This is a genomic window from Flavobacterium sp. KS-LB2, from assembly GCF_036895565.1.
Lineage (GTDB): Bacteria > Bacteroidota > Bacteroidia > Flavobacteriales > Flavobacteriaceae > Flavobacterium.
The window spans coordinates 2,808,876-2,826,529 of the sequence record NZ_CP145904.1 but is presented as its reverse complement, the minus strand read 5'-3'; the positions used below and the strand labels follow the sequence as shown (position 1 = coordinate 2,826,529).

The window sequence follows — 17,654 nt, the reverse complement described above, 5'->3', positions numbered from 1 at the left end:
TTCGTTTTAAGATGATAAAGCTAAAAATAAAATCAGGTGACATCGTAAGAGTAATAGCTGGAGACCATAAAGGTGCTGAAGGTAAAGTATTACGTGTGTACAAAGAGAAAAACAAAGCGATTGTTGAAGGTGTAAACATGGTTTCAAAACATACGAAACCAAGTGCAAAAAGCCCTCAAGGTGGTATCGTAAAGAAAGAAGCTTCTATACAAATATCTAACATCTCTTTAATTGATCCTAAAACAAAGGAAACAACTAGAGTAGGTATTAGAGTAGAAGGAGATAAGAAAGTAAGATTTTCAAAAAAATCTAATCAAGTACTATAGTAATGGCGTATATACCTAGACTAAAAGAAGAATATAAGAGCAGAGTAATTGCTGCTCTTAAAGAGGAATTCGGATACGTAAACGTAATGGAAGTTCCAAAATTGGAAAAAATCGTTTTAAGTAAAGGAGTTGGTGCAGCTGTATCGGATAAAAAACTTATCGACTATGCAGTTGAAGAGTTAACAAAGATCACTGGACAGAAAGCAGTATCTACAATCTCAAAGAAAGACGTAGCGTCATTCAAATTGAGAAAAGGGATGCCTATCGGAGCGAAAGTTACTTTGCGTGGAGAAAGAATGTATGAGTTTTTAGATAGACTTATTACATCTGCTTTACCACGTGTGAGAGATTTTAGTGGAATTAAAGCTACTGGTTTTGATGGAAGAGGTAATTACAATCTTGGTGTTTTGGAGCAAATCATTTTCCCAGAAATTGATATTGACAAAGTAAACAAAATATCAGGGATGGATATATCTTTTGTAACTTCTGCAAAAACAGATAAAGAAGCAAAATCACTATTGGCTGAATTAGGTTTACCTTTTAAAAAGAATTAAGATATGGCTAAAGAATCAATGAAAGCCCGTGAGGTTAAGAGAGAAAAAACTGTAGCAAAGTATGCTGAGAAAAGAAAAGCTTTGTTAGAAGCTGGAGATTTCGTAGGTTTGCAAAAATTACCGAAAAATGCTTCTCCTGTTCGTTTGCACAATCGTTGTAAATTGACTGGTAGACCTAGAGGTTATATGCGTCAATTTGGTATTTCACGTGTAACATTTCGTGAAATGGCAAATAACGGTTTAATCCCAGGTGTTAAAAAAGCATCTTGGTAGACGTAACTTAGTTGCGTTGATACAAACACATTTATAAATTGGTTAAAGGTTCATAGGATGAGTGTCCTATGAAAACCATAACCGCAAATTAATACACATGTATACAGATCCTATTGCAGATTATTTGACAAGAGTTCGTAACGCTGTGGCTGCAAACCACAAAGTTGTTGAAATTCCTGCATCTAATCTAAAAAAAGAAATAACTAAGATCTTATTCGATCAAGGTTATATCTTGAGTTACAAATTTGAAGACAACGCTGTTCAGGGTTCAATCAAAATTGCTTTGAAGTATGATAAAGATACTAAAGAGTCTGTAATTAAAGATATCCAAAGAATTAGTAAACCAGGTTTACGTAAGTATTCAGGTTCTTCATCAATTCCTAGAATCCTTAACGGATTAGGAATTGCTATTGTTTCTACATCAAAAGGTTTGATGACAGGAAAGAAAGCCAAGCAATTAAATGTTGGTGGTGAAGTAATTTGTTACGTTTACTAATCATTAAAATAGTAGAAGATGTCAAGAATAGGTAAAAATCCGGTTGTAATCCCTGCTGGTGTAACTGTTGAAGTTGCAAATGGTATCATTACAGTAAAAGGAAAAAATGGTCAACTAACACAGGAGTTCTCGGACGTAACTGTAACAGTTGAAGACGGTCAAGTTCAAGTTGATAGATCGTCTGATCACAAAGACCAAAGAGCAAAACACGGTTTATATAGATCTTTAATCAACAATATGATTGTTGGTGTTAATGAAGGTTTTACTAAATCTTTAGAGTTGGTAGGAGTTGGTTATAGAGCTTCAAATCAAGGACAAAAGTTAGATTTAGCTCTTGGATATTCTCACAATATTGTTTTAGAAATTGCTCCAGAAGTAACTTTAGAAACAATATCTGAAAAAGGTAAAAATCCAATTGTTAAATTAACATCATTTGACAAACAACTTTTAGGTCAAGTAGCTGCGAAAATCAGAGGTTTCCGTAAGCCTGAGCCATACAAAGGAAAAGGTGTTAAATTTGTGGGTGAAGTATTAAGAAGAAAAGCAGGTAAATCAGCTTAAAAAATAAGATTATGTCATTAACAAAACCTGAAAGAAGACAACGAATTAGATTCAGAATTAGAAAAACAATTAGTGGTACTGCTACTAATCCAAGACTATCTGTATTTAGAAGTAACAAAGAAATTTACGCTCAACTTATTGATGACGTAAACGGAGTTACTATATTGGCGGCTTCTTCAAGAGAAAAAGAAATAGGTAACGGTACGAATATTGAAGTTGCTACAGCAGTTGGAAAACTAGTTGCTGAAAAAGCTTTAAAAGCTGGTATAGACGTAGTGACTTTCGATAGAGGAGGTTATTTATATCACGGTCGTATTAAATCATTAGCGGAAGGCGCAAGAGCGGCTGGACTTAAATTCTAATATAGTATGTCTAATAGTAAATACAAGAATGTAGAGTTAGTAAAACCAAGTGGTCTTGAATTAAAAGATCGTTTGGTAAGTGTAAATCGTGTTACTAAGGTTACAAAAGGAGGTAGAGCTTTTGGTTTTTCTGCTATTGTGGTTGTAGGTGATGAAAATGGAGTTGTTGGACACGGATTAGGAAAATCTAAAGATGTTTCTGAAGCAATTGCGAAAGCAGTAGAAGATGCTAAGAAAAATTTAGTAAAAATTCCTTTGAATGGTCAATCAGTTCCTCACGAACAAAAAGGTAAATTTGGTGGTGCACGTGTGTTTTTAATTCCTGCCTCTCATGGTACAGGAGTTATTGCTGGTGGAGCTGTTCGTTCAGTTCTTGAATCAGTTGGAATTCATGATGTATTATCTAAATCTCAAGGATCTTCAAATCCTCACAACGTAGTAAAAGCAACTTTTGATGCTTTATTGCAAATGAGAAGCGCTTATACTGTTGCAAAACAAAGAGGTGTTTCTTTAGAAAAAGTTTTTAAAGGTTAATTCAAGGAAATTATGGCTAAATTATTAGTAAAACAAGTTAGAAGCAAAATCAACTGTCCTCTTACTCAAAAAAGAGGATTAGAAGCTTTAGGTCTACGTAAAATGGGACAAGTTGTAGAGCATGATTCAAACCCTACAATCCTTGGGATGATAAATAAAGTTAAACACTTAGTTTCTGTTGAAGAAACTAAATAACAAATACTGTTATGAATTTAAGTAACTTACAACCTGCTGAAGGTTCTACACACAATCAAAATAAGAGATTAGGTAGAGGAGAAGGTTCTGGAAAAGGTGGTACTTCTGCAAGAGGTCACAAAGGAGCAAAATCTCGTTCTGGTTATTCTAAAAAGATTGGTTTTGAAGGTGGGCAAATGCCACTTCAAAGACGTGTGCCTAAGTTTGGTTTTACAAACATCAATCGTAAAGATTACGAAGGTGTAAATCTTGATACACTTCAACTTTTAGTTGATAATGGTGTTATTAAAGATACTGTTGATATGACAGTTTATGTTGCTAATCGTTTAGCTACTAAAAATGAAATCGTTAAGATTTTAGGTAGAGGTGAATTGACAGCAAAATTAAAAGTAACCGCTCACAAATTTACTGCTACTGCAAAAGCTGCTATTGAAGCTGCTGGTGGAGAAGCTGTAACAATGTAATTTTTCAATTAATATGAAGAAATTTATTGAATCAATAAGTAATGTTTGGAAAATCGAGGAACTGAAAAATAGAATCCTAATTACATTGGGTTTGCTTTTAGTTTATCGTTTTGGGGCTCAAGTAACCCTGCCAGGTATTGATGCTACACAGTTAGGTAATTTAGCTGGGCAAACTAAAGAAGGAATTGGTTCAATTCTTGACATGTTTACTGGAGGTGCATTTTCTCAAGCTTCTGTTTTTGCTTTAGGAATTATGCCTTATATTTCTGCTTCGATTGTTGTTCAGTTAATGGGAATTGCGATTCCTTATTTACAAAAACTTCAAAGTGATGGAGAAAGCGGTAGAAAAAAGATTAATCAAATTACTCGTTGGTTGACAATAGGAATTACTTTAGTTCAAGGTCCAACTTATATCTATAATTTATATAGAACATTACCTAGTAATGCATTTTTATTGGGATTCAATTCATTTGAATTCTTATTTTCTTCAGTAGTGATTTTAGTTACAGGTACAATTTTTGCCATGTGGTTAGGAGAAAAAATTACTGATAAAGGAATTGGAAATGGTATTTCTTTGTTAATCATGGTTGGAATTTTGGCTAGATTACCTCAGGCTTTTATTCAAGAGTTTACAACAAGAGTTACCAATAATAATGGTGGACCTATGTTGTTGGTTATTGAAATTATCATTTGGTTATTAGTTATCATTTGTTGTGTGCTATTAGTTATGGCGATCAGGAAGATTCCTGTTCAATATGCTCGTCGTACAACATCAGGTGATTTTGAACAAGACATGTTGGGTGGAAACAGACAATGGATTCCTCTGAAGCTTAATGCTTCTGGAGTTATGCCAATAATTTTTGCGCAAGCAATTATGTTTATTCCAGCAGCCTTAGCAGGTTTGTCTAAATCAGATGCATCACAATCAATCGTTGGCGCTTTTAGTAATATGTTTGGATTTTGGTATAATTTTGTATTTGCAACTTTAATTATTGTATTTACTTTCTTTTATACTGCAATCACAGTTCCTACTAATAAAATGTCTGATGATTTAAAGAGAAGTGGTGGTTTTATTCCAGGTATCAGACCAGGAGTTGAAACTTCTGATTATCTTGACAAAGTGATGTCCTTGATAACTTTTCCAGGATCTTTATTTCTTGCTTTGATAGCTGTGTTCCCAGCAATTGTTGTAAGTCTTATGGATGTTCAACAATCTTGGGCAATGTTTTTTGGAGGTACTTCATTAATAATTATGGTTGGAGTTGCCATAGACACAATGCAGCAAATTAATTCATACTTGTTGAATAAACATTATGATGGTTTGATGAAGAGTGGTAAAAATAGAAAAGCAGTAGCTTAACTTATGGCAAAACAATCAGCAATAGAACAAGACGGATCAATCATTGAGGCATTGTCAAATGCAATGTTCCGTGTAGAGTTAGAAAATGGACATATTGTAATCGCCCATATATCTGGAAAAATGCGTATGCATTACATCAAATTATTACCTGGTGATAAAGTGAAACTAGAAATGAGCCCTTACGATTTGTCAAAAGCAAGAATTACTTATAGATATTAAAGGATATTCAAAATGAAAGTTAGAGCTTCAGTAAAAAAGAGAAGTCCCGAGTGCAAAATTGTGCGAAGAAAAGGGAGATTGTACGTAATAAACAAAAAGAATCCTAGATTTAAACAAAGACAAGGATAATTATGGCAAGAATAGCAGGGGTAGATATCCCAAAAAATAAGAGAGGTGTTATAGCACTTACCTATATCTTCGGATTAGGAAAAAGTAGAGCTGTTGAGATTTTAGAAAAAGCTCAAGTTAGCCAAGATAAAAAAGTTCAAGATTGGAATGATGACGAGATCGGAGCAATTCGTGAGGCGGTATCAACTTTTAAAATTGAAGGAGAATTACGTTCTGAAGTTTCTTTAAACATCAAACGTTTAATGGATATTGGATGTTACAGAGGTATCCGTCATAGAACTGGTCTTCCTTTAAGAGGACAAAGAACTAAGAACAACTCTAGAACAAGAAAAGGTAAGAGAAAAACTGTTGCCAACAAGAAAAAAGCAACTAAATAATAAGTAATATGGCTAAAGCAACTGCAAAAAAACGTAAAGTTATCGTTGAATCAACGGGAGAAGCTCATATTTCTGCTACTTTTAACAATATCATCATTTCTTTGACAAACAAAAAAGGTGAAGTTATTTCTTGGTCTTCAGCTGGTAAAATGGGTTTTAGAGGTTCTAAAAAGAACACTCCATACGCAGCCCAAATGGCAGCAGAAGATTGTAGTAAAGTAGCTCTTGAAGCTGGACTTAAAAAAGTAAAAGTTTATGTAAAAGGACCAGGAAACGGACGTGAGTCTGCTATTCGTTCCCTACATAACGGTGGTATTGAAGTTACAGAGATTATCGATGTTACTCCAATGCCTCACAACGGATGTCGTCCTCCTAAAAGACGTAGAGTTTAATACTCAAAAACAAATTATAGTATAACCTAGATTGAACTTCGATTATTGAAGGATAAGACCTGAATTCATAATCTCAATCTTAAACAATTTAAAATGGCAAGATATACTGGTCCTAGTACAAGAATCGCTCGTAAATTTGGCGAGGCAATTTTCGGAGACGATAAAGCTTTCGAAAAAAGAAATTACCCTCCTGGACAACACGGGATGGCAAAAAAAAGAGGAAAAAAATCTGAATTTGCTATCCAGTTAATGGAAAAGCAAAAAGCTAAATATTCTTATGGAATTTTAGAAAAACAATTCAGAGGTTTGTTCAAAAAAGCATCAGCGACTAAAGGAGTTACTGGTGAAGTTTTATTACAATTGTGTGAAGCAAGATTGGATAATGTAGTTTTCAGAATGGGAATTGCTCCTTCTAGAAGAGGTGCTCGTCAAATCGTTTCTCACAGACACATCACAGTTAACGGTGAAGTGGTTAATATTCCTTCTTACCACCTTAAACCTGGTGATAAAGTTGCAGTTCGTGAAAAATCTAAATCTTTAGAAGCTATCGAACGTTCTTTATCTAATTCAAGTCATGTTTATGAATGGATTACTTGGAATAACGATATCAAAGAAGGTACTTTTGTTTCTGTACCAGCAAGACTTCAAATTCCAGAAAACATTAAAGAACAATTAATCGTAGAGTTGTACAACAAATAATAATTGACTTAGTCGAAATTTATGGCAATATTTAATTTTCAGAAGCCCGATAAAGTTATCATGATCGATTCAACCGATTTTGAAGGTAAATTTGAATTTAGACCTTTGGAACCAGGATACGGATTGACCGTTGGTAATGCACTTAGAAGAGTTTTGCTTTCAGCATTAGAAGGTTATGCAATTACATCTGTTCGCATTGAAGGTGTAGATCATGAGTTTTCTACTATTTCAGGAGTTGTTGAAGACGTTACCGAAATTATCCTTAATCTTAAACAAGTACGTTTTAAACGTCAAATTGAAGATATTGATAATGAATCAGTTACTATTTCTGTTTCTGGTAAAGATCAATTAACAGCTGGTGATTTTCAAAAGTTTATTTCAGGTTTCCAAGTTTTGAATCCAGAACTAGTTATCTGTAATTTAGACAGTAAAATCAAACTTAATTTCGATTTAACAATCGAAAAAGGTAGAGGATATGTTCCTGCTGAAGAGAACAAAAAACAGAATGCTGCAATTGGAACTATTTTTACAGATTCAATTTTTACTCCCGTAAAAAATGTAAAATATGCCATTGAAAACTTCCGTGTAGAACAAAAAACAGATTACGAAAAATTAGTTTTTGAAATAAAAACTGATGGTTCAATCAATCCAAAAGATGCTCTTACTGAAGCTGCAAAAGTTTTAATTCACCATTTCATGTTGTTCTCTGACGAAAGAATTACACTCGAGGCTGACGAAATTGCACAAACAGAATCATACGATGAGGAATCATTGCATATGAGACAATTGCTTAAAACTAAGCTTGTTGATATGGATCTTTCTGTGAGAGCACTAAATTGTTTGAAAGCGGCTGAAGTTGATACACTTGGTGATTTAGTATCGTTCAATAAAAATGACCTAATGAAATTCCGTAATTTCGGTAAAAAATCTTTAACTGAACTTGATGAGCTTGTTGCAGTTAAAAATTTGAACTTCGGTATGGATTTAGCAAAATACAAACTAGATAAAGAATAAATTACTTCATATTTTGATCTCCAAAATGGATAGTATCAAGATGAAAGTATAAAAAAACACGTCATGAGACACGGAAAAAAATTCAATCACTTAAGCAGACAGACAGCTCATAGGAAATCTATGTTAGCTAATATGGCTTGTTCTCTTATCGAGCACAAACGTATTAACACTACTGTTGCTAAAGCAAAAGCGCTTAAACAATTCGTTGAGCCTTTAATAACAAAATCTAAAGTTGATACAACTCATAATCGTCGTATCGTTTTTGCTTACTTACGTAGCAAATATGCTGTAACTGACTTGTTCAGAGATGTAGCTGCTAAAGTAGGAGACCGTCCAGGTGGATACACTCGTATCATTAAAGTTGGAAATCGTTTAGGAGATAATGCTGATATGGCAATGATCGAGTTAGTAGATTTCAATGAACTTTACAATGGTGGTAAAAAAGAAGTTAAAAAAGCAAAAAGCCGTCGTGGTGGAAAAGCTAAGAAAGCTGATGAGGCTACTGAAGCCTCAGTTGCTGAAACTGAATCAACTACTGATACTGCTGAGTAATTATGAAAATAATCATTCAATAAAAATCAAGGATAAGCTATTAGTAGTTTATCCTTTTTTTTTGATTTTTTTGGAGCAAAAATCTTGAATTTATTGATATTTTCTCCTGCTGTTCACTATATCTTTTGCTTAAAAAAAGCAAAAGGAAACCGTTTCCATCAGGGCTAGATTAGAACTTTTTTCTTTTTTATATTAAATTTCAAAAATTTGTTTCCATTGCTTTAAAGATTTAAATTTGCATAATATTTAACTACAGATGAAACCAGCTTTGCTAGTTCCATGAGACTATTAAACAATAATAGAAATCAACGCATGAAATATACAACACGACAAAAAGCAATTCTTTTATTAAGTGACGGAACCATATTCCATGGTAAATCTATTGGAATCAGTGGTACCACTTTTGGGGAAGTTTGTTTTAACACTGGAATGACAGGTTACCAAGAAATTTTTACGGATCCATCTTACTTTGGACAATTAATGGTAGCCACTAATGCCCATATTGGAAATTATGGAGTAAATGATTCAGAGGTTGAATCACAAAGTATTAAAATAGCAGGTTTGGTTTGTAAAAATTTTAGCTTCAATTATTCTCGTGAAGGAGCTTCCGGGAGTTTGGAAGATTATTTTATCAAACAAAATCTAATTTGTATCTCTGATGTAGATACACGTGCTCTTGTAAGTTATATTCGTGACAATGGTGCTATGAATGCAGTCATTTGCACTGATGAAACTTCAATAGAAGAACTAAAGATTGCATTGGCAAAAGTTCCAGATATGAAAGGTTTAGAATTAGCTTCTAAAGTTTCTACTACGGAACCTTACTTTTTTGGAGATGAAAATGCAACCTATAAAATTGCGGCACTTGATTTAGGAATTAAAACGAATATCCTTCGTAATCTTGCCAAAAGAGATTGCTACATCAAAGTATTTCCTTTTGATTCTTCGTACCAAGATTTAGCAGCATTTAATCCAGATGGATACTTTTTATCTAATGGACCTGGTGATCCGGAACCGCTTTCTGGAGCTATTCAAGTTGCTAAAGAAATCCTTGAAAATGACAAGCCTTTATTCGGAATTTGTTTAGGACATCAAGTTATTGGTTTAGCAAACGGAATTTCGACTTATAAAATGTTTAATGGTCACAGGGGAATTAATCATCCTGTAAAAAACGTCATTACCGGTAAAGGAGAAATAACTTCTCAAAATCATGGTTTTGCTGTTAATAAAGAAGAACTGGATAATCATCCTGATTTAGAGATTACTCATCTTCATCTAAATGATGGAACAGTTGCAGGTATGCGAATTAAAAACAAAAATTGTTTCTCAGTTCAATACCATCCAGAAGCAAGTCCAGGACCACATGATTCCTCTTATTTGTTTGATCAATTTATAGAGAACATAAAAGGATAAATTAGGATAACTTCCTAAATTAGATATTGAAAAGGGTTTGACTTTTAATTAAGTCAAACCTTTTTTTAATTACAATTACATTCCAAAAGGATATGTTTCCGGAATTTGGTTGCCGTCTGGCTGAATGTGTATTGGATGTAATGCACTTGTTTCGTCTAGAAAAATAAAAGCATCGTATCTTTTTGGTAATATTGTGGGAACATAATTCCCAAATCTTTCATGCTCTGGATTATAAACAACTCCTATTGCACGATGGCCTATATTGGACGAAAGGCATTTTTCATTCTTTACTTTATTCATTAATAATAACCTATTTTGCCCATTGGAAGCGAGGTGAAAGGCATGTTCCCAACTACCTACAACAGCTTCAGGTACTTTTATTTTTCGCATAGAACCACCCCATTCTCTACCGGCAATCACGCTTCCTTTGTAAGAACCAAATCCAACTGCAATAACTCCTTCGTTCGAATATTGCTCTCGTAAAAGCTGGCCTACATTTACCATACCTTCGGATGCCATATCTGTTGCACGCGCATCTCCAATGTGAGTATTGTGTTCCCAAACTATTATTTTTGCGTCCTTTCCGTGAAATTTCATCAGTCTTTGTACAGTAGAAACCATGTGTTCGTCACGTATATTCCAAGAGGCAGAACCTCTTTTTATCATGGCGCGATAATACTTTTCAGCATTTCTGGCAATAAATGCATTTTGTTCTGTGCTTAAAACATTTTCTGCATCGTGGTTGTAATTGGGTGCATTTTTAATAATTTCCGTAAGCATGTGCAGGATTTCTTTCTCGCATAATTCTGGAACGTAGGAAGAGGCTTTGGCATAAGATTGCCCTTCGTCTTTATTGTAGGGTTCAAAACATTTCATGGCTGTTTTAGCAACTGCAAGTGCTTTTGGATCATTTTTTTCTAAATATTGAATGATCGAATTCATAGATTCCCTAAAACTGTATACATCCAATCCGTAAAATCCTATTCTTTTATCAGCAGAAAAGCTTTCGTTATAAACTTTGAGCCAATCTATGAATGCTGCTGTTTCCCAATTTGCCCACATCCAAGTAGGCCATCTTTTAAACTCATTCATAACGCTAAAAATATCTTTCCCGGAATCTAAATATCCTTTTGCATACCGATTTAAACGATAGCAATCCGGCCAATCTCCTTCGACTCCTACAAATGAAAATTCTTTCTCCTGAATGAGTCGTTGAGTTATTTTAGCTCTCCATGTATAATATTCATGTGTGCCGTGTGAGGCTTCACCTAAAAGGACATATTTTGCATCTCCTATGTAGTCTATTAATGGGTCTAAATCTTCTTTATTTTCCAGAGAAGAAGCCGTTTTATTCAATAATGCTGCAATTTCACTAGAATTCATTAAATTGTTAAGGTTTTTTAATGCTTCCATCACATTTTTATTTTTTAATTTAGAAATTGAATTGTCAAAATTGTTGTCTAAGAATTATGTAATAGGAATTGAGTTTTTTTATTTTAAAAAGTCAATATAAAATTAATCTATATATTTGATAATCAGTGTTTTTTAATTTGTTTTTACTAAAAATAATTTGTTTTTAAGACGAGATTATTATCATTTAGTTTTTGTTAGTGTAGTGAGTATTTTCCGAATTAGATTTTAAGGGAATTGAAAAAAATAACAGATAATGTAAAAATTAATTCTTTAAATAGCTTAAATGTTTTGTTTGCCAAAAAATTATAACGTTTTCGTTAATAACATTCATTATTTTCATAAAATCATTCAAAAAGATAGAATATATTTGTATTTTAAAATTTAAAATTTTAGTATATGAGTATTATTATCAAAATTCACGCAAGACAAATTTTCGATTCAAGAGGAAATCCTACAATAGAAGTAGATGTAATTACAGACAATGGTGTTTTAGGAAGAGCAGCTGTACCATCTGGAGCTTCAACTGGAGAACATGAAGCAGTTGAGTTACGTGATGGAGGAAAAGCATTTCTTGGAAAAGGAGTTTTGAATGCTGTGAAAAATGTGAATACCATTATTTCTGAAGAACTTGTTGGTGTTTCAGTTTTTGAACAAAATCTAATTGATCAAATGATGATTGATTTAGATGGAACTCCAAATAAATCTAACTTAGGAGCAAATGCAATTTTAGGTGTTTCACTAGCTGTAGCAAAGGCTGCTGCTAATGAATTAGGATTGCCATTATATAGATACGTAGGTGGTGTTTCTGCAAATACATTGCCGGTTCCAATGATGAATATTATCAATGGAGGATCTCATTCTGATGCGCCTATCGCATTTCAAGAATTCATGATTTTCCCTGTGAAAGCAACTTCTTTCTCACATGCAATGCAAATGGGAACTGAAATTTTTCATAGTTTGAAAAAAGTGTTGCACGATAGAGGTCTTTCTACTGCTGTAGGTGATGAAGGTGGTTTTGCGCCAAATTTAGCTGGAGGAACTGAAGATGCTTTAGATACTATCAAAAAAGCTGTTGAAACTGCTGGTTATACTTTTGGAGATGAAATCATGATTGCTTTGGATTGTGCTTCTGCTGAGTTTTATGTAAATGGAAAATACGATTATTCTAAATTTGAAGGAGAAACAGGTAAAGTTAGATCTTCTGCTGAGCAAGTAGAGTATTTGGCGGAATTAGTGGCTAAATATCCAATCATTTCTATTGAGGATGGAATGGATGAAAATGACTGGGATGGATGGAAATTACTTACAGAGAAAATTGGAGATAAAGTACAGTTAGTAGGAGATGATTTATTTGTTACTAATGTAACACGTTTGTCTACTGGTATCGAAAAAGGAATTGCTAATTCAATCCTTATTAAAGTAAACCAAATAGGAACTTTGACGGAAACTATTGCAGCAGTTAATATGGCTAAGAATGCAGGATATACCTCTGTAATGTCGCACCGTTCAGGAGAGACCGAAGACAATACAATTGCAGATTTAGCAGTAGCTTTAAACTGTGGGCAAATTAAAACGGGTTCTGCTTCTCGTTCTGATCGTATGGCTAAATACAATCAACTATTAAGAATTGAAGAAGAATTAGGGAATACTGCTTATTTTCCTGGCAAAAGTGCTTTCAAAATAAAATAATTTCTTATAATATTTTATAGGATAGCCATTCACTTAATGTGGGTGGCTTTTTTTTGTAATATTTAACAATTTCATTGTGTTATTCTCTTTTTAATTACTGTTTAATTCCTTAGATTTGAGAAATTATTATTTTAAAAGTTTATTTTCAATTATATTATGTCAAAAATAGCAACATTAGAAATTGATGGTAAAAAATTTGAACTACCGATCATTGTAGGAAGTGAAAATGAAGTTGCCATTGATATTAACAAATTACGTGATTTATCAGGTGTAATTACGCTTGATCCCGGTTATAAAAACTCAGGTTCTTGTAAAAGTGATATTACTTTTTTAGATGGAGAGCTTGGAATCCTTCGCTACAGAGGATATTCAATCGAGGATTTAGCTGAAAAAGCAGATTTTCTAGAAGTATCTTACCTTCTGATTTTTGGAGAGTTGCCAACTAAAGTTCAGTTAGTGCAATTTGAAAATGATATTAGAAAATACACCTTGGTCAATGAGGAAATGAAAAACATCATTGATGGGTTTCCTAAAACGGCACATCCAATGGGTGTATTAGCTGCTTTGACAAGTGCATTGACGGCATTTAACCCTAAATCGGTGAATGTTGAAAATGAAAAAGAAATGTATGAGGCAGTATGTAAAACAATGGGTAAATTCCTTGTTATTGCAACTTGGACGTACAGAAAAAGTATGGGTTATCCTTTAAATTATTATGATAATACTAAAGGATACGTAGAAAACTTCATGCGTTTAATGTTTGAATTGCCTACAGAACCATACAAAGCAAATCCTGTAGTCATAGATGCATTGGATAAATTATTTATTCTTCACGGTGATCATGAGCAAAACTGCTCAACGTCTACCGTAAGAATGGTAGGTTCTTCTCATGCAGGATTATTTGCTTCAATATCTGCTGGAGTTTCTGCACTTTGGGGACCATTACACGGAGGAGCAAATCAAGCAGTTCTGGAAATGTTAGAAGAAATTCATAGAAATGGTGGTGATGCTGACAAGTATATGGCTAAAGCCAAAGATAAAAATGACCCTTTCCGTTTGATGGGTTTTGGTCACAGAGTCTATAAGAATTTTGATCCAAGAGCAAAAATTATTAAAAAAGCGGCTAACGAAGTTTTAGCAACTTTAGGAGTTGAAGACCCAATTCTTGCAATTGCAAAAAAACTAGAAGAATCCGCTTTAGAAGATGAATATTTCAAATCAAGAAATTTATATCCTAATGTAGATTTCTATTCTGGAATTATTTACAGAGCTTTAGGAATTCCTACCGATATGTTTACAGTAATGTTTGCAATAGGTCGTTTACCGGGTTGGATCGCACAATGGAAAGAAATGCGTGAAAATAAGGAGCCTATCGGAAGGCCAAGACAAGTTTATACTGGGCACCCTTTGAGGGATTTTGTGCCAACAGATAAAAGATAAAATCAGTTTAAAAAGCTTCACTAATTAGTGAAGCTTTTTTTATATTTGCCAAAAGCTAAAAATACATGTTAGAGTTAAATATAAAGAATGAAACTTCTAGGCTTAGAGCTGTAGTTCTGGGTTCAGCAGTTAATAATGGACCTATACCAAAGGTTGAAGATGCCTATGATCCAAAATCATTAGAACATATTTTAGCAGGCACTTATCCGCAGGAGAAAGACATGGTGAATGAAATGGAAGCATTTAATACTGTGCTAAAAAAATATAATGTGACCGTTTATCGTCCGGAAATGATTGAAAATTACAATCAGATATTTACAAGAGATATTGGTTTTGTAATTGATGATGTTTTTGTAAAATCGAATATTTTACCAGACAGAGAACGGGAACTGGATGCAATCCAATATATAATTGACCAAATTGATCCTAAAAAAGTAGTTCGTCCTCCAGAGGAAGCTCATATAGAAGGTGGTGATGTGATGTTGTGGGATGATTATGTTTTCATTGGAACATACAAAGGAAGCGACTATAAAGATTACATTACTGCAAGAACTAATATGCAAGGAGTTCAGTATATTAAAGATTTATTCCCAAATAAAATTGTAAAAGAATTTGATTTGGTTAAATCTAAAATTGAAGCTCGTGACAACGCATTGCATTTAGATTGTTGTTTTCAACCCGTAGGAAAAGATAAAGGGATTATTTATAAAAATGGTTTCCGTGAAGAGGCAGATTATTTATTTCTGGTACATCTTTTTGGAAAAGAAAATTTATTTCATATTACGAGAGACGAAATGTATCATATGAATTCTAATATTTTTTCTATTGACACAAATGTTGTTGTTTCAGAAAGAAACTTCACAAGACTTAATAATTGGTTGCGTGAAAGCGGTTTTGTTGTTGAAGAAATTCCATACGCAGAAATTGCAAAACAAGAAGGATTATTACGATGTTCTACCTTGCCCTTAATTAGAAATTAAATATTTGTTTAAGTTTTAAGTTTAATGTTACTCAGCATTAAACTTTAAACGAGTAAACTTTAAACTAAAAATAATATGAAACAAACGACAAATTCTATATTGATGATTCGCCCGGTTGCGTTTAGAATGAACGAACAAACGGCAGTAAATAATTATTATCAAAAAGTAATAGATGGGCTTTTGCCAGCAACTGTAAATGCCAAAGCACAGCAAGAATTTGATGCTTTTGTAGAAAAACTAACTGCAGTGGGTGTAGATGTTACTGTTGTTGAAGACACCTTGGATCCTGATACTCCGGATAGTATTTTTCCAAACAATTGGATCTCTTTTCACGAGAATGGAGATGTTGCTTTGTATCCAATGTTTGCTGAGAATCGCCGAGCAGAACGTCGGGAAGATATTTTAGATATTCTAGAAGATAAAGGTTTTGTGATTAACAATATCGTTGATTATACATCAGCTGAAGAAGATGGTTTTTTCTTGGAAGGAACAGGAAGTTTACTTTTGGATAGAGCTAATGCTAAAGCTTATTGCGCCTTATCTCCAAGAGCGGATGAAGAATTGTTTATCGAATTCTGTGAAGATTTTGATTATGCACCAGTAATTTTTGAAGCGTTTCAAACGGTAGATTCAGAGCGAAAGCTTATTTATCACACTAATGTGATGATGTGCTTGGGAGAAACCTTTGCGGTAATTTGCTCGGATTGTATCGATGATAAGAAAGAACGCAAAATGGTTCTAGATAATCTGAAAGAAAATGGAAAAGAAGTGATTTTAATCACCGAGGCCCAAATGAATAATTTTGCAGGTAATATGCTTGAAGTTCGTGGAGCAAATGATAAACGCTATTTGGTTATGAGTGCCGCTGCGCATCAAGTCTTAACACCAAAACAAGTAGAACAATTAGAGAAACATGCTGAAATTTTGAGTTCTAGTTTAGACACCATTGAGGCTTGCGGCGGAGGAAGTGCCCGATGTATGATGGCCGAAATTTTCTTGCCAAGAAATTAAAAAAAAAAGCGGATATGATTGTAAATCGTATCCGCTTTTTTTCTTTTTTATAAGGAGAGGTTCCCTTTTATTATATTGATAATAGCGCTTACAATATATTGAATTCCAATAGCAATTACAATGAATCCCACAATTCTTGAAATCGCAATAATTCCAGATGCTCCAAGTATTTTTGCCAAATAATGGGCGCTTTTAAGGATGATAAAAATGGTAATAGCAATGGCAAGAATAGCAATTGAAGAAATAATAATCTCCATAGTAGTATTGTGTTCCTGATAAAAAGCTATAAGTAATGAAATTGATCCCGGACCAGCAAGCATAGGAATTGCAAGTGGAGTCAAGGCAATATCATTTCTTTGCTGAGCGTCAGTTTCGGCTTTTTTATTAATACCTCGCTTCTTAGTGAATTTACCAGAAAGCAATGAAAAACCAGAGCTTACAATGATAATTCCTCCAGCAATCCTTAACGCATCAATACTAATTCCAAAGAAAAGCAATACATACTGTCCAATAAAAAACGAGACGATAAGAATAATAAATACATTTATTGCCGTCCATAAAGAAATTCTGGAGCGCTCTTTTTTGGTGTCATTTTGTGTGAGCCCTACAAAAATTGGAACGGTACCAATAGGATTTAAAACGGAAAAAAGCGCGACAAAGAGGTAAATAAATAAATCCATATTTTGTTTTTTAAGATTGTAAAAATACTCTTTTTTTGCTTTTTAATGTTAGGCTAATGTTTTTTCTTACGTTTATAACTAAACCTAATAATTGCTATACTCATGGACCTTTTTTATTACTTTTGTAAAATATAATTCTATAAAATGATAAAAAATAAAAAAACGCTAGTTCTTGGGGCATCTACAAAACCAGCGAGATATTCTTTCATGGCAATTGAAAAATTGGTTGAGAAAGGACATTCGGTTCTTGCTATCGGTCAAAATGCAGGAGAAGTAGCAGGAGTGAAAATCCAAACGAAAGCAATTCCGTTAAAAAAAGTTGACACAGTAACTCTTTATCTAAACCCTTTGCGCCAGCGCGATTACTATAATTATATTGTTGAGGCACAACCAAAACGTGTTATTTTTAATCCCGGTACTGAGAATCCAGAATTTTATCAATTATTGAAATTAAATGACATCAAAGTCGAGATAGCTTGTACCTTAGTTATGTTGGCAACAAATCAATATTAAATTTTTTA

Annotated in this window: 25 protein-coding genes; 23 read left to right on the top strand and 2 right to left on the bottom strand. The window is 33.5% G+C overall.

What is annotated here, in order from left to right; translation table 11 throughout:
- Nucleotides 1-11: 11 nt before the first annotated feature.
- From rplX to carA, 18 genes are all read left to right on the top strand, one after another.
- The gene (gene rplX, locus V5J73_RS12120; protein WP_188049962.1) at nucleotides 12-326 is read left to right on the top strand and encodes a 50S ribosomal protein L24; all 315 of its coding nucleotides are present in this window, start codon (nucleotides 12-14) and stop codon (nucleotides 324-326) included.
- Nucleotides 327-328: 2 nt separating this feature from the next.
- Nucleotides 329-880: a 50S ribosomal protein L5 gene (gene rplE, locus V5J73_RS12115; protein ID WP_338646217.1), complete on the top strand. Its 552-nt coding sequence runs from the start codon at nucleotides 329-331 to the stop codon at nucleotides 878-880.
- Between the two features lie 3 nt (nucleotides 881-883).
- Nucleotides 884-1,153: a 30S ribosomal protein S14 gene (gene rpsN / locus V5J73_RS12110; RefSeq protein ID WP_026707007.1), complete on the top strand. Its 270-nt coding sequence runs from the start codon at nucleotides 884-886 to the stop codon at nucleotides 1,151-1,153.
- A gap of 97 nt (nucleotides 1,154-1,250) precedes the next feature.
- On the top strand, nucleotides 1,251-1,649 hold the full coding sequence (rpsH, locus tag V5J73_RS12105) for a 30S ribosomal protein S8 (RefSeq protein WP_269685551.1): 399 nt from the start codon (nucleotides 1,251-1,253) through the stop codon (nucleotides 1,647-1,649).
- A gap of 18 nt (nucleotides 1,650-1,667) precedes the next feature.
- Complete coding sequence (gene rplF / locus V5J73_RS12100) at nucleotides 1,668-2,210, top strand: 50S ribosomal protein L6 (protein ID WP_338646215.1); 543 nt, start codon at nucleotides 1,668-1,670, stop codon at nucleotides 2,208-2,210.
- Between the two features lie 11 nt (nucleotides 2,211-2,221).
- Nucleotides 2,222-2,572, top strand: a complete 351-nt coding sequence (gene rplR / locus V5J73_RS12095; RefSeq protein ID WP_113636694.1) for a 50S ribosomal protein L18 — start codon at nucleotides 2,222-2,224, stop codon at nucleotides 2,570-2,572.
- A gap of 6 nt (nucleotides 2,573-2,578) precedes the next feature.
- Entirely contained in the window at nucleotides 2,579-3,106 is a 528-nt protein-coding gene (rpsE, locus tag V5J73_RS12090; protein ID WP_035668102.1) for a 30S ribosomal protein S5, read from the top strand.
- A gap of 12 nt (nucleotides 3,107-3,118) precedes the next feature.
- Nucleotides 3,119-3,301 (top strand): 50S ribosomal protein L30, encoded by a 183-nt coding sequence (gene rpmD, locus V5J73_RS12085; protein ID WP_035668100.1) that lies wholly within the window; start codon nucleotides 3,119-3,121, stop codon nucleotides 3,299-3,301.
- Nucleotides 3,302-3,312: 11 nt separating this feature from the next.
- Nucleotides 3,313-3,765 (top strand): 50S ribosomal protein L15, encoded by a 453-nt coding sequence (rplO, locus tag V5J73_RS12080; protein WP_066081007.1) that lies wholly within the window; start codon nucleotides 3,313-3,315, stop codon nucleotides 3,763-3,765.
- A 13-nt stretch (nucleotides 3,766-3,778) separates the two neighbouring features.
- Nucleotides 3,779-5,125, top strand: a complete 1,347-nt coding sequence (gene secY / locus V5J73_RS12075; protein WP_099713440.1) for a preprotein translocase subunit SecY — start codon at nucleotides 3,779-3,781, stop codon at nucleotides 5,123-5,125.
- A 3-nt stretch (nucleotides 5,126-5,128) separates the two neighbouring features.
- Complete coding sequence (gene infA, locus V5J73_RS12070; RefSeq protein ID WP_007136545.1) at nucleotides 5,129-5,344, top strand: translation initiation factor IF-1; 216 nt, start codon at nucleotides 5,129-5,131, stop codon at nucleotides 5,342-5,344.
- Between the two features lie 12 nt (nucleotides 5,345-5,356).
- On the top strand, nucleotides 5,357-5,473 hold the full coding sequence (ykgO, locus tag V5J73_RS12065; RefSeq protein WP_008992256.1) for a type B 50S ribosomal protein L36: 117 nt from the start codon (nucleotides 5,357-5,359) through the stop codon (nucleotides 5,471-5,473).
- Nucleotides 5,474-5,475: 2 nt separating this feature from the next.
- The gene (rpsM, locus tag V5J73_RS12060) at nucleotides 5,476-5,850 is read left to right on the top strand and encodes a 30S ribosomal protein S13 (RefSeq protein WP_091203660.1); all 375 of its coding nucleotides are present in this window, start codon (nucleotides 5,476-5,478) and stop codon (nucleotides 5,848-5,850) included.
- Between the two features lie 8 nt (nucleotides 5,851-5,858).
- Entirely contained in the window at nucleotides 5,859-6,242 is a 384-nt protein-coding gene (rpsK, locus tag V5J73_RS12055; protein WP_024981527.1) for a 30S ribosomal protein S11, read from the top strand.
- 93 nt (nucleotides 6,243-6,335) lie between these two features.
- Complete coding sequence (rpsD, locus tag V5J73_RS12050; RefSeq protein ID WP_338646212.1) at nucleotides 6,336-6,941, top strand: 30S ribosomal protein S4; 606 nt, start codon at nucleotides 6,336-6,338, stop codon at nucleotides 6,939-6,941.
- A gap of 21 nt (nucleotides 6,942-6,962) precedes the next feature.
- Entirely contained in the window at nucleotides 6,963-7,955 is a 993-nt protein-coding gene (locus tag V5J73_RS12045; protein WP_039110214.1) for a DNA-directed RNA polymerase subunit alpha, read from the top strand.
- A gap of 63 nt (nucleotides 7,956-8,018) precedes the next feature.
- Nucleotides 8,019-8,507, top strand: a complete 489-nt coding sequence (gene rplQ / locus V5J73_RS12040; protein ID WP_338646209.1) for a 50S ribosomal protein L17 — start codon at nucleotides 8,019-8,021, stop codon at nucleotides 8,505-8,507.
- Between the two features lie 312 nt (nucleotides 8,508-8,819).
- The gene (carA, locus tag V5J73_RS12035; RefSeq protein WP_338646207.1) at nucleotides 8,820-9,920 is read left to right on the top strand and encodes a glutamine-hydrolyzing carbamoyl-phosphate synthase small subunit; all 1,101 of its coding nucleotides are present in this window, start codon (nucleotides 8,820-8,822) and stop codon (nucleotides 9,918-9,920) included.
- 75 nt (nucleotides 9,921-9,995) lie between these two features.
- Here the strand turns inward: carA and V5J73_RS12030 are convergent, their stop codons facing one another.
- Nucleotides 9,996-11,333 carry an erythromycin esterase family protein gene (locus V5J73_RS12030; RefSeq protein WP_338646206.1) on the bottom strand — a complete coding sequence of 446 codons (1,338 nt, stop codon included), beginning with the start codon at nucleotides 11,331-11,333 and terminating at the stop codon, nucleotides 9,996-9,998.
- A gap of 396 nt (nucleotides 11,334-11,729) precedes the next feature.
- Between V5J73_RS12030 and eno the strand changes: the two genes are divergently transcribed.
- The 4 genes from eno to ctlX all read left to right on the top strand — a co-directional run bounded on the left by eno (nucleotide 11,730) and on the right by ctlX (nucleotide 16,453).
- On the top strand, nucleotides 11,730-13,022 hold the full coding sequence (gene eno, locus V5J73_RS12025; protein ID WP_338646205.1) for a phosphopyruvate hydratase: 1,293 nt from the start codon (nucleotides 11,730-11,732) through the stop codon (nucleotides 13,020-13,022).
- A gap of 156 nt (nucleotides 13,023-13,178) precedes the next feature.
- A complete protein-coding gene (locus V5J73_RS12020; protein ID WP_338646203.1) occupies nucleotides 13,179-14,462 on the top strand; it encodes a citrate synthase in 1,284 nt (427 codons plus the stop codon).
- A 65-nt stretch (nucleotides 14,463-14,527) separates the two neighbouring features.
- The gene (locus tag V5J73_RS12015; protein WP_338646202.1) at nucleotides 14,528-15,442 is read left to right on the top strand and encodes a dimethylarginine dimethylaminohydrolase family protein; all 915 of its coding nucleotides are present in this window, start codon (nucleotides 14,528-14,530) and stop codon (nucleotides 15,440-15,442) included.
- 75 nt (nucleotides 15,443-15,517) lie between these two features.
- Nucleotides 15,518-16,453 carry a citrulline utilization hydrolase CtlX gene (gene ctlX / locus V5J73_RS12010; protein ID WP_338646200.1) on the top strand — a complete coding sequence of 312 codons (936 nt, stop codon included), beginning with the start codon at nucleotides 15,518-15,520 and terminating at the stop codon, nucleotides 16,451-16,453.
- 47 nt (nucleotides 16,454-16,500) lie between these two features.
- On the opposite strand, the gene V5J73_RS12005 is transcribed toward ctlX, so the two are convergent.
- Nucleotides 16,501-17,133, bottom strand: coding sequence for a MarC family NAAT transporter (locus V5J73_RS12005; protein ID WP_338646198.1), 633 nt, complete (start codon nucleotides 17,131-17,133; stop codon nucleotides 16,501-16,503).
- A 147-nt stretch (nucleotides 17,134-17,280) separates the two neighbouring features.
- Between V5J73_RS12005 and V5J73_RS12000 the strand changes: the two genes are divergently transcribed.
- Nucleotides 17,281-17,646 (top strand): CoA-binding protein, encoded by a 366-nt coding sequence (locus tag V5J73_RS12000; protein ID WP_338648624.1) that lies wholly within the window; start codon nucleotides 17,281-17,283, stop codon nucleotides 17,644-17,646.
- The last annotated feature ends 8 nt before the right edge of the window (nucleotides 17,647-17,654 follow it).

Coding starts and splice junctions, on each gene's coding strand:
- rplX (WP_188049962.1), top strand. CDS start 12: ATGATAAAGCTAAAAATAAAATCAGGTGACATCGTAAGAGTAATAGCT.
- rplE (WP_338646217.1), top strand. CDS start 329: ATGGCGTATATACCTAGACTAAAAGAAGAATATAAGAGCAGAGTAATT.
- rpsN (WP_026707007.1), top strand. CDS start 884: ATGGCTAAAGAATCAATGAAAGCCCGTGAGGTTAAGAGAGAAAAAACT.
- rpsH (WP_269685551.1), top strand. CDS start 1,251: ATGTATACAGATCCTATTGCAGATTATTTGACAAGAGTTCGTAACGCT.
- rplF (WP_338646215.1), top strand. CDS start 1,668: ATGTCAAGAATAGGTAAAAATCCGGTTGTAATCCCTGCTGGTGTAACT.
- rplR (WP_113636694.1), top strand. CDS start 2,222: ATGTCATTAACAAAACCTGAAAGAAGACAACGAATTAGATTCAGAATT.
- rpsE (WP_035668102.1), top strand. CDS start 2,579: ATGTCTAATAGTAAATACAAGAATGTAGAGTTAGTAAAACCAAGTGGT.
- rpmD (WP_035668100.1), top strand. CDS start 3,119: ATGGCTAAATTATTAGTAAAACAAGTTAGAAGCAAAATCAACTGTCCT.
- rplO (WP_066081007.1), top strand. CDS start 3,313: ATGAATTTAAGTAACTTACAACCTGCTGAAGGTTCTACACACAATCAA.
- secY (WP_099713440.1), top strand. CDS start 3,779: ATGAAGAAATTTATTGAATCAATAAGTAATGTTTGGAAAATCGAGGAA.
- infA (WP_007136545.1), top strand. CDS start 5,129: ATGGCAAAACAATCAGCAATAGAACAAGACGGATCAATCATTGAGGCA.
- ykgO (WP_008992256.1), top strand. CDS start 5,357: ATGAAAGTTAGAGCTTCAGTAAAAAAGAGAAGTCCCGAGTGCAAAATT.
- rpsM (WP_091203660.1), top strand. CDS start 5,476: ATGGCAAGAATAGCAGGGGTAGATATCCCAAAAAATAAGAGAGGTGTT.
- rpsK (WP_024981527.1), top strand. CDS start 5,859: ATGGCTAAAGCAACTGCAAAAAAACGTAAAGTTATCGTTGAATCAACG.
- rpsD (WP_338646212.1), top strand. CDS start 6,336: ATGGCAAGATATACTGGTCCTAGTACAAGAATCGCTCGTAAATTTGGC.
- V5J73_RS12045 (WP_039110214.1), top strand. CDS start 6,963: ATGGCAATATTTAATTTTCAGAAGCCCGATAAAGTTATCATGATCGAT.
- rplQ (WP_338646209.1), top strand. CDS start 8,019: ATGAGACACGGAAAAAAATTCAATCACTTAAGCAGACAGACAGCTCAT.
- carA (WP_338646207.1), top strand. CDS start 8,820: ATGAAATATACAACACGACAAAAAGCAATTCTTTTATTAAGTGACGGA.
- V5J73_RS12030 (WP_338646206.1), bottom strand. CDS start 11,333: ATGGAAGCATTAAAAAACCTTAACAATTTAATGAATTCTAGTGAAATT.
- eno (WP_338646205.1), top strand. CDS start 11,730: ATGAGTATTATTATCAAAATTCACGCAAGACAAATTTTCGATTCAAGA.
- V5J73_RS12020 (WP_338646203.1), top strand. CDS start 13,179: ATGTCAAAAATAGCAACATTAGAAATTGATGGTAAAAAATTTGAACTA.
- V5J73_RS12015 (WP_338646202.1), top strand. CDS start 14,528: ATGTTAGAGTTAAATATAAAGAATGAAACTTCTAGGCTTAGAGCTGTA.
- ctlX (WP_338646200.1), top strand. CDS start 15,518: ATGAAACAAACGACAAATTCTATATTGATGATTCGCCCGGTTGCGTTT.
- V5J73_RS12005 (WP_338646198.1), bottom strand. CDS start 17,133: ATGGATTTATTTATTTACCTCTTTGTCGCGCTTTTTTCCGTTTTAAAT.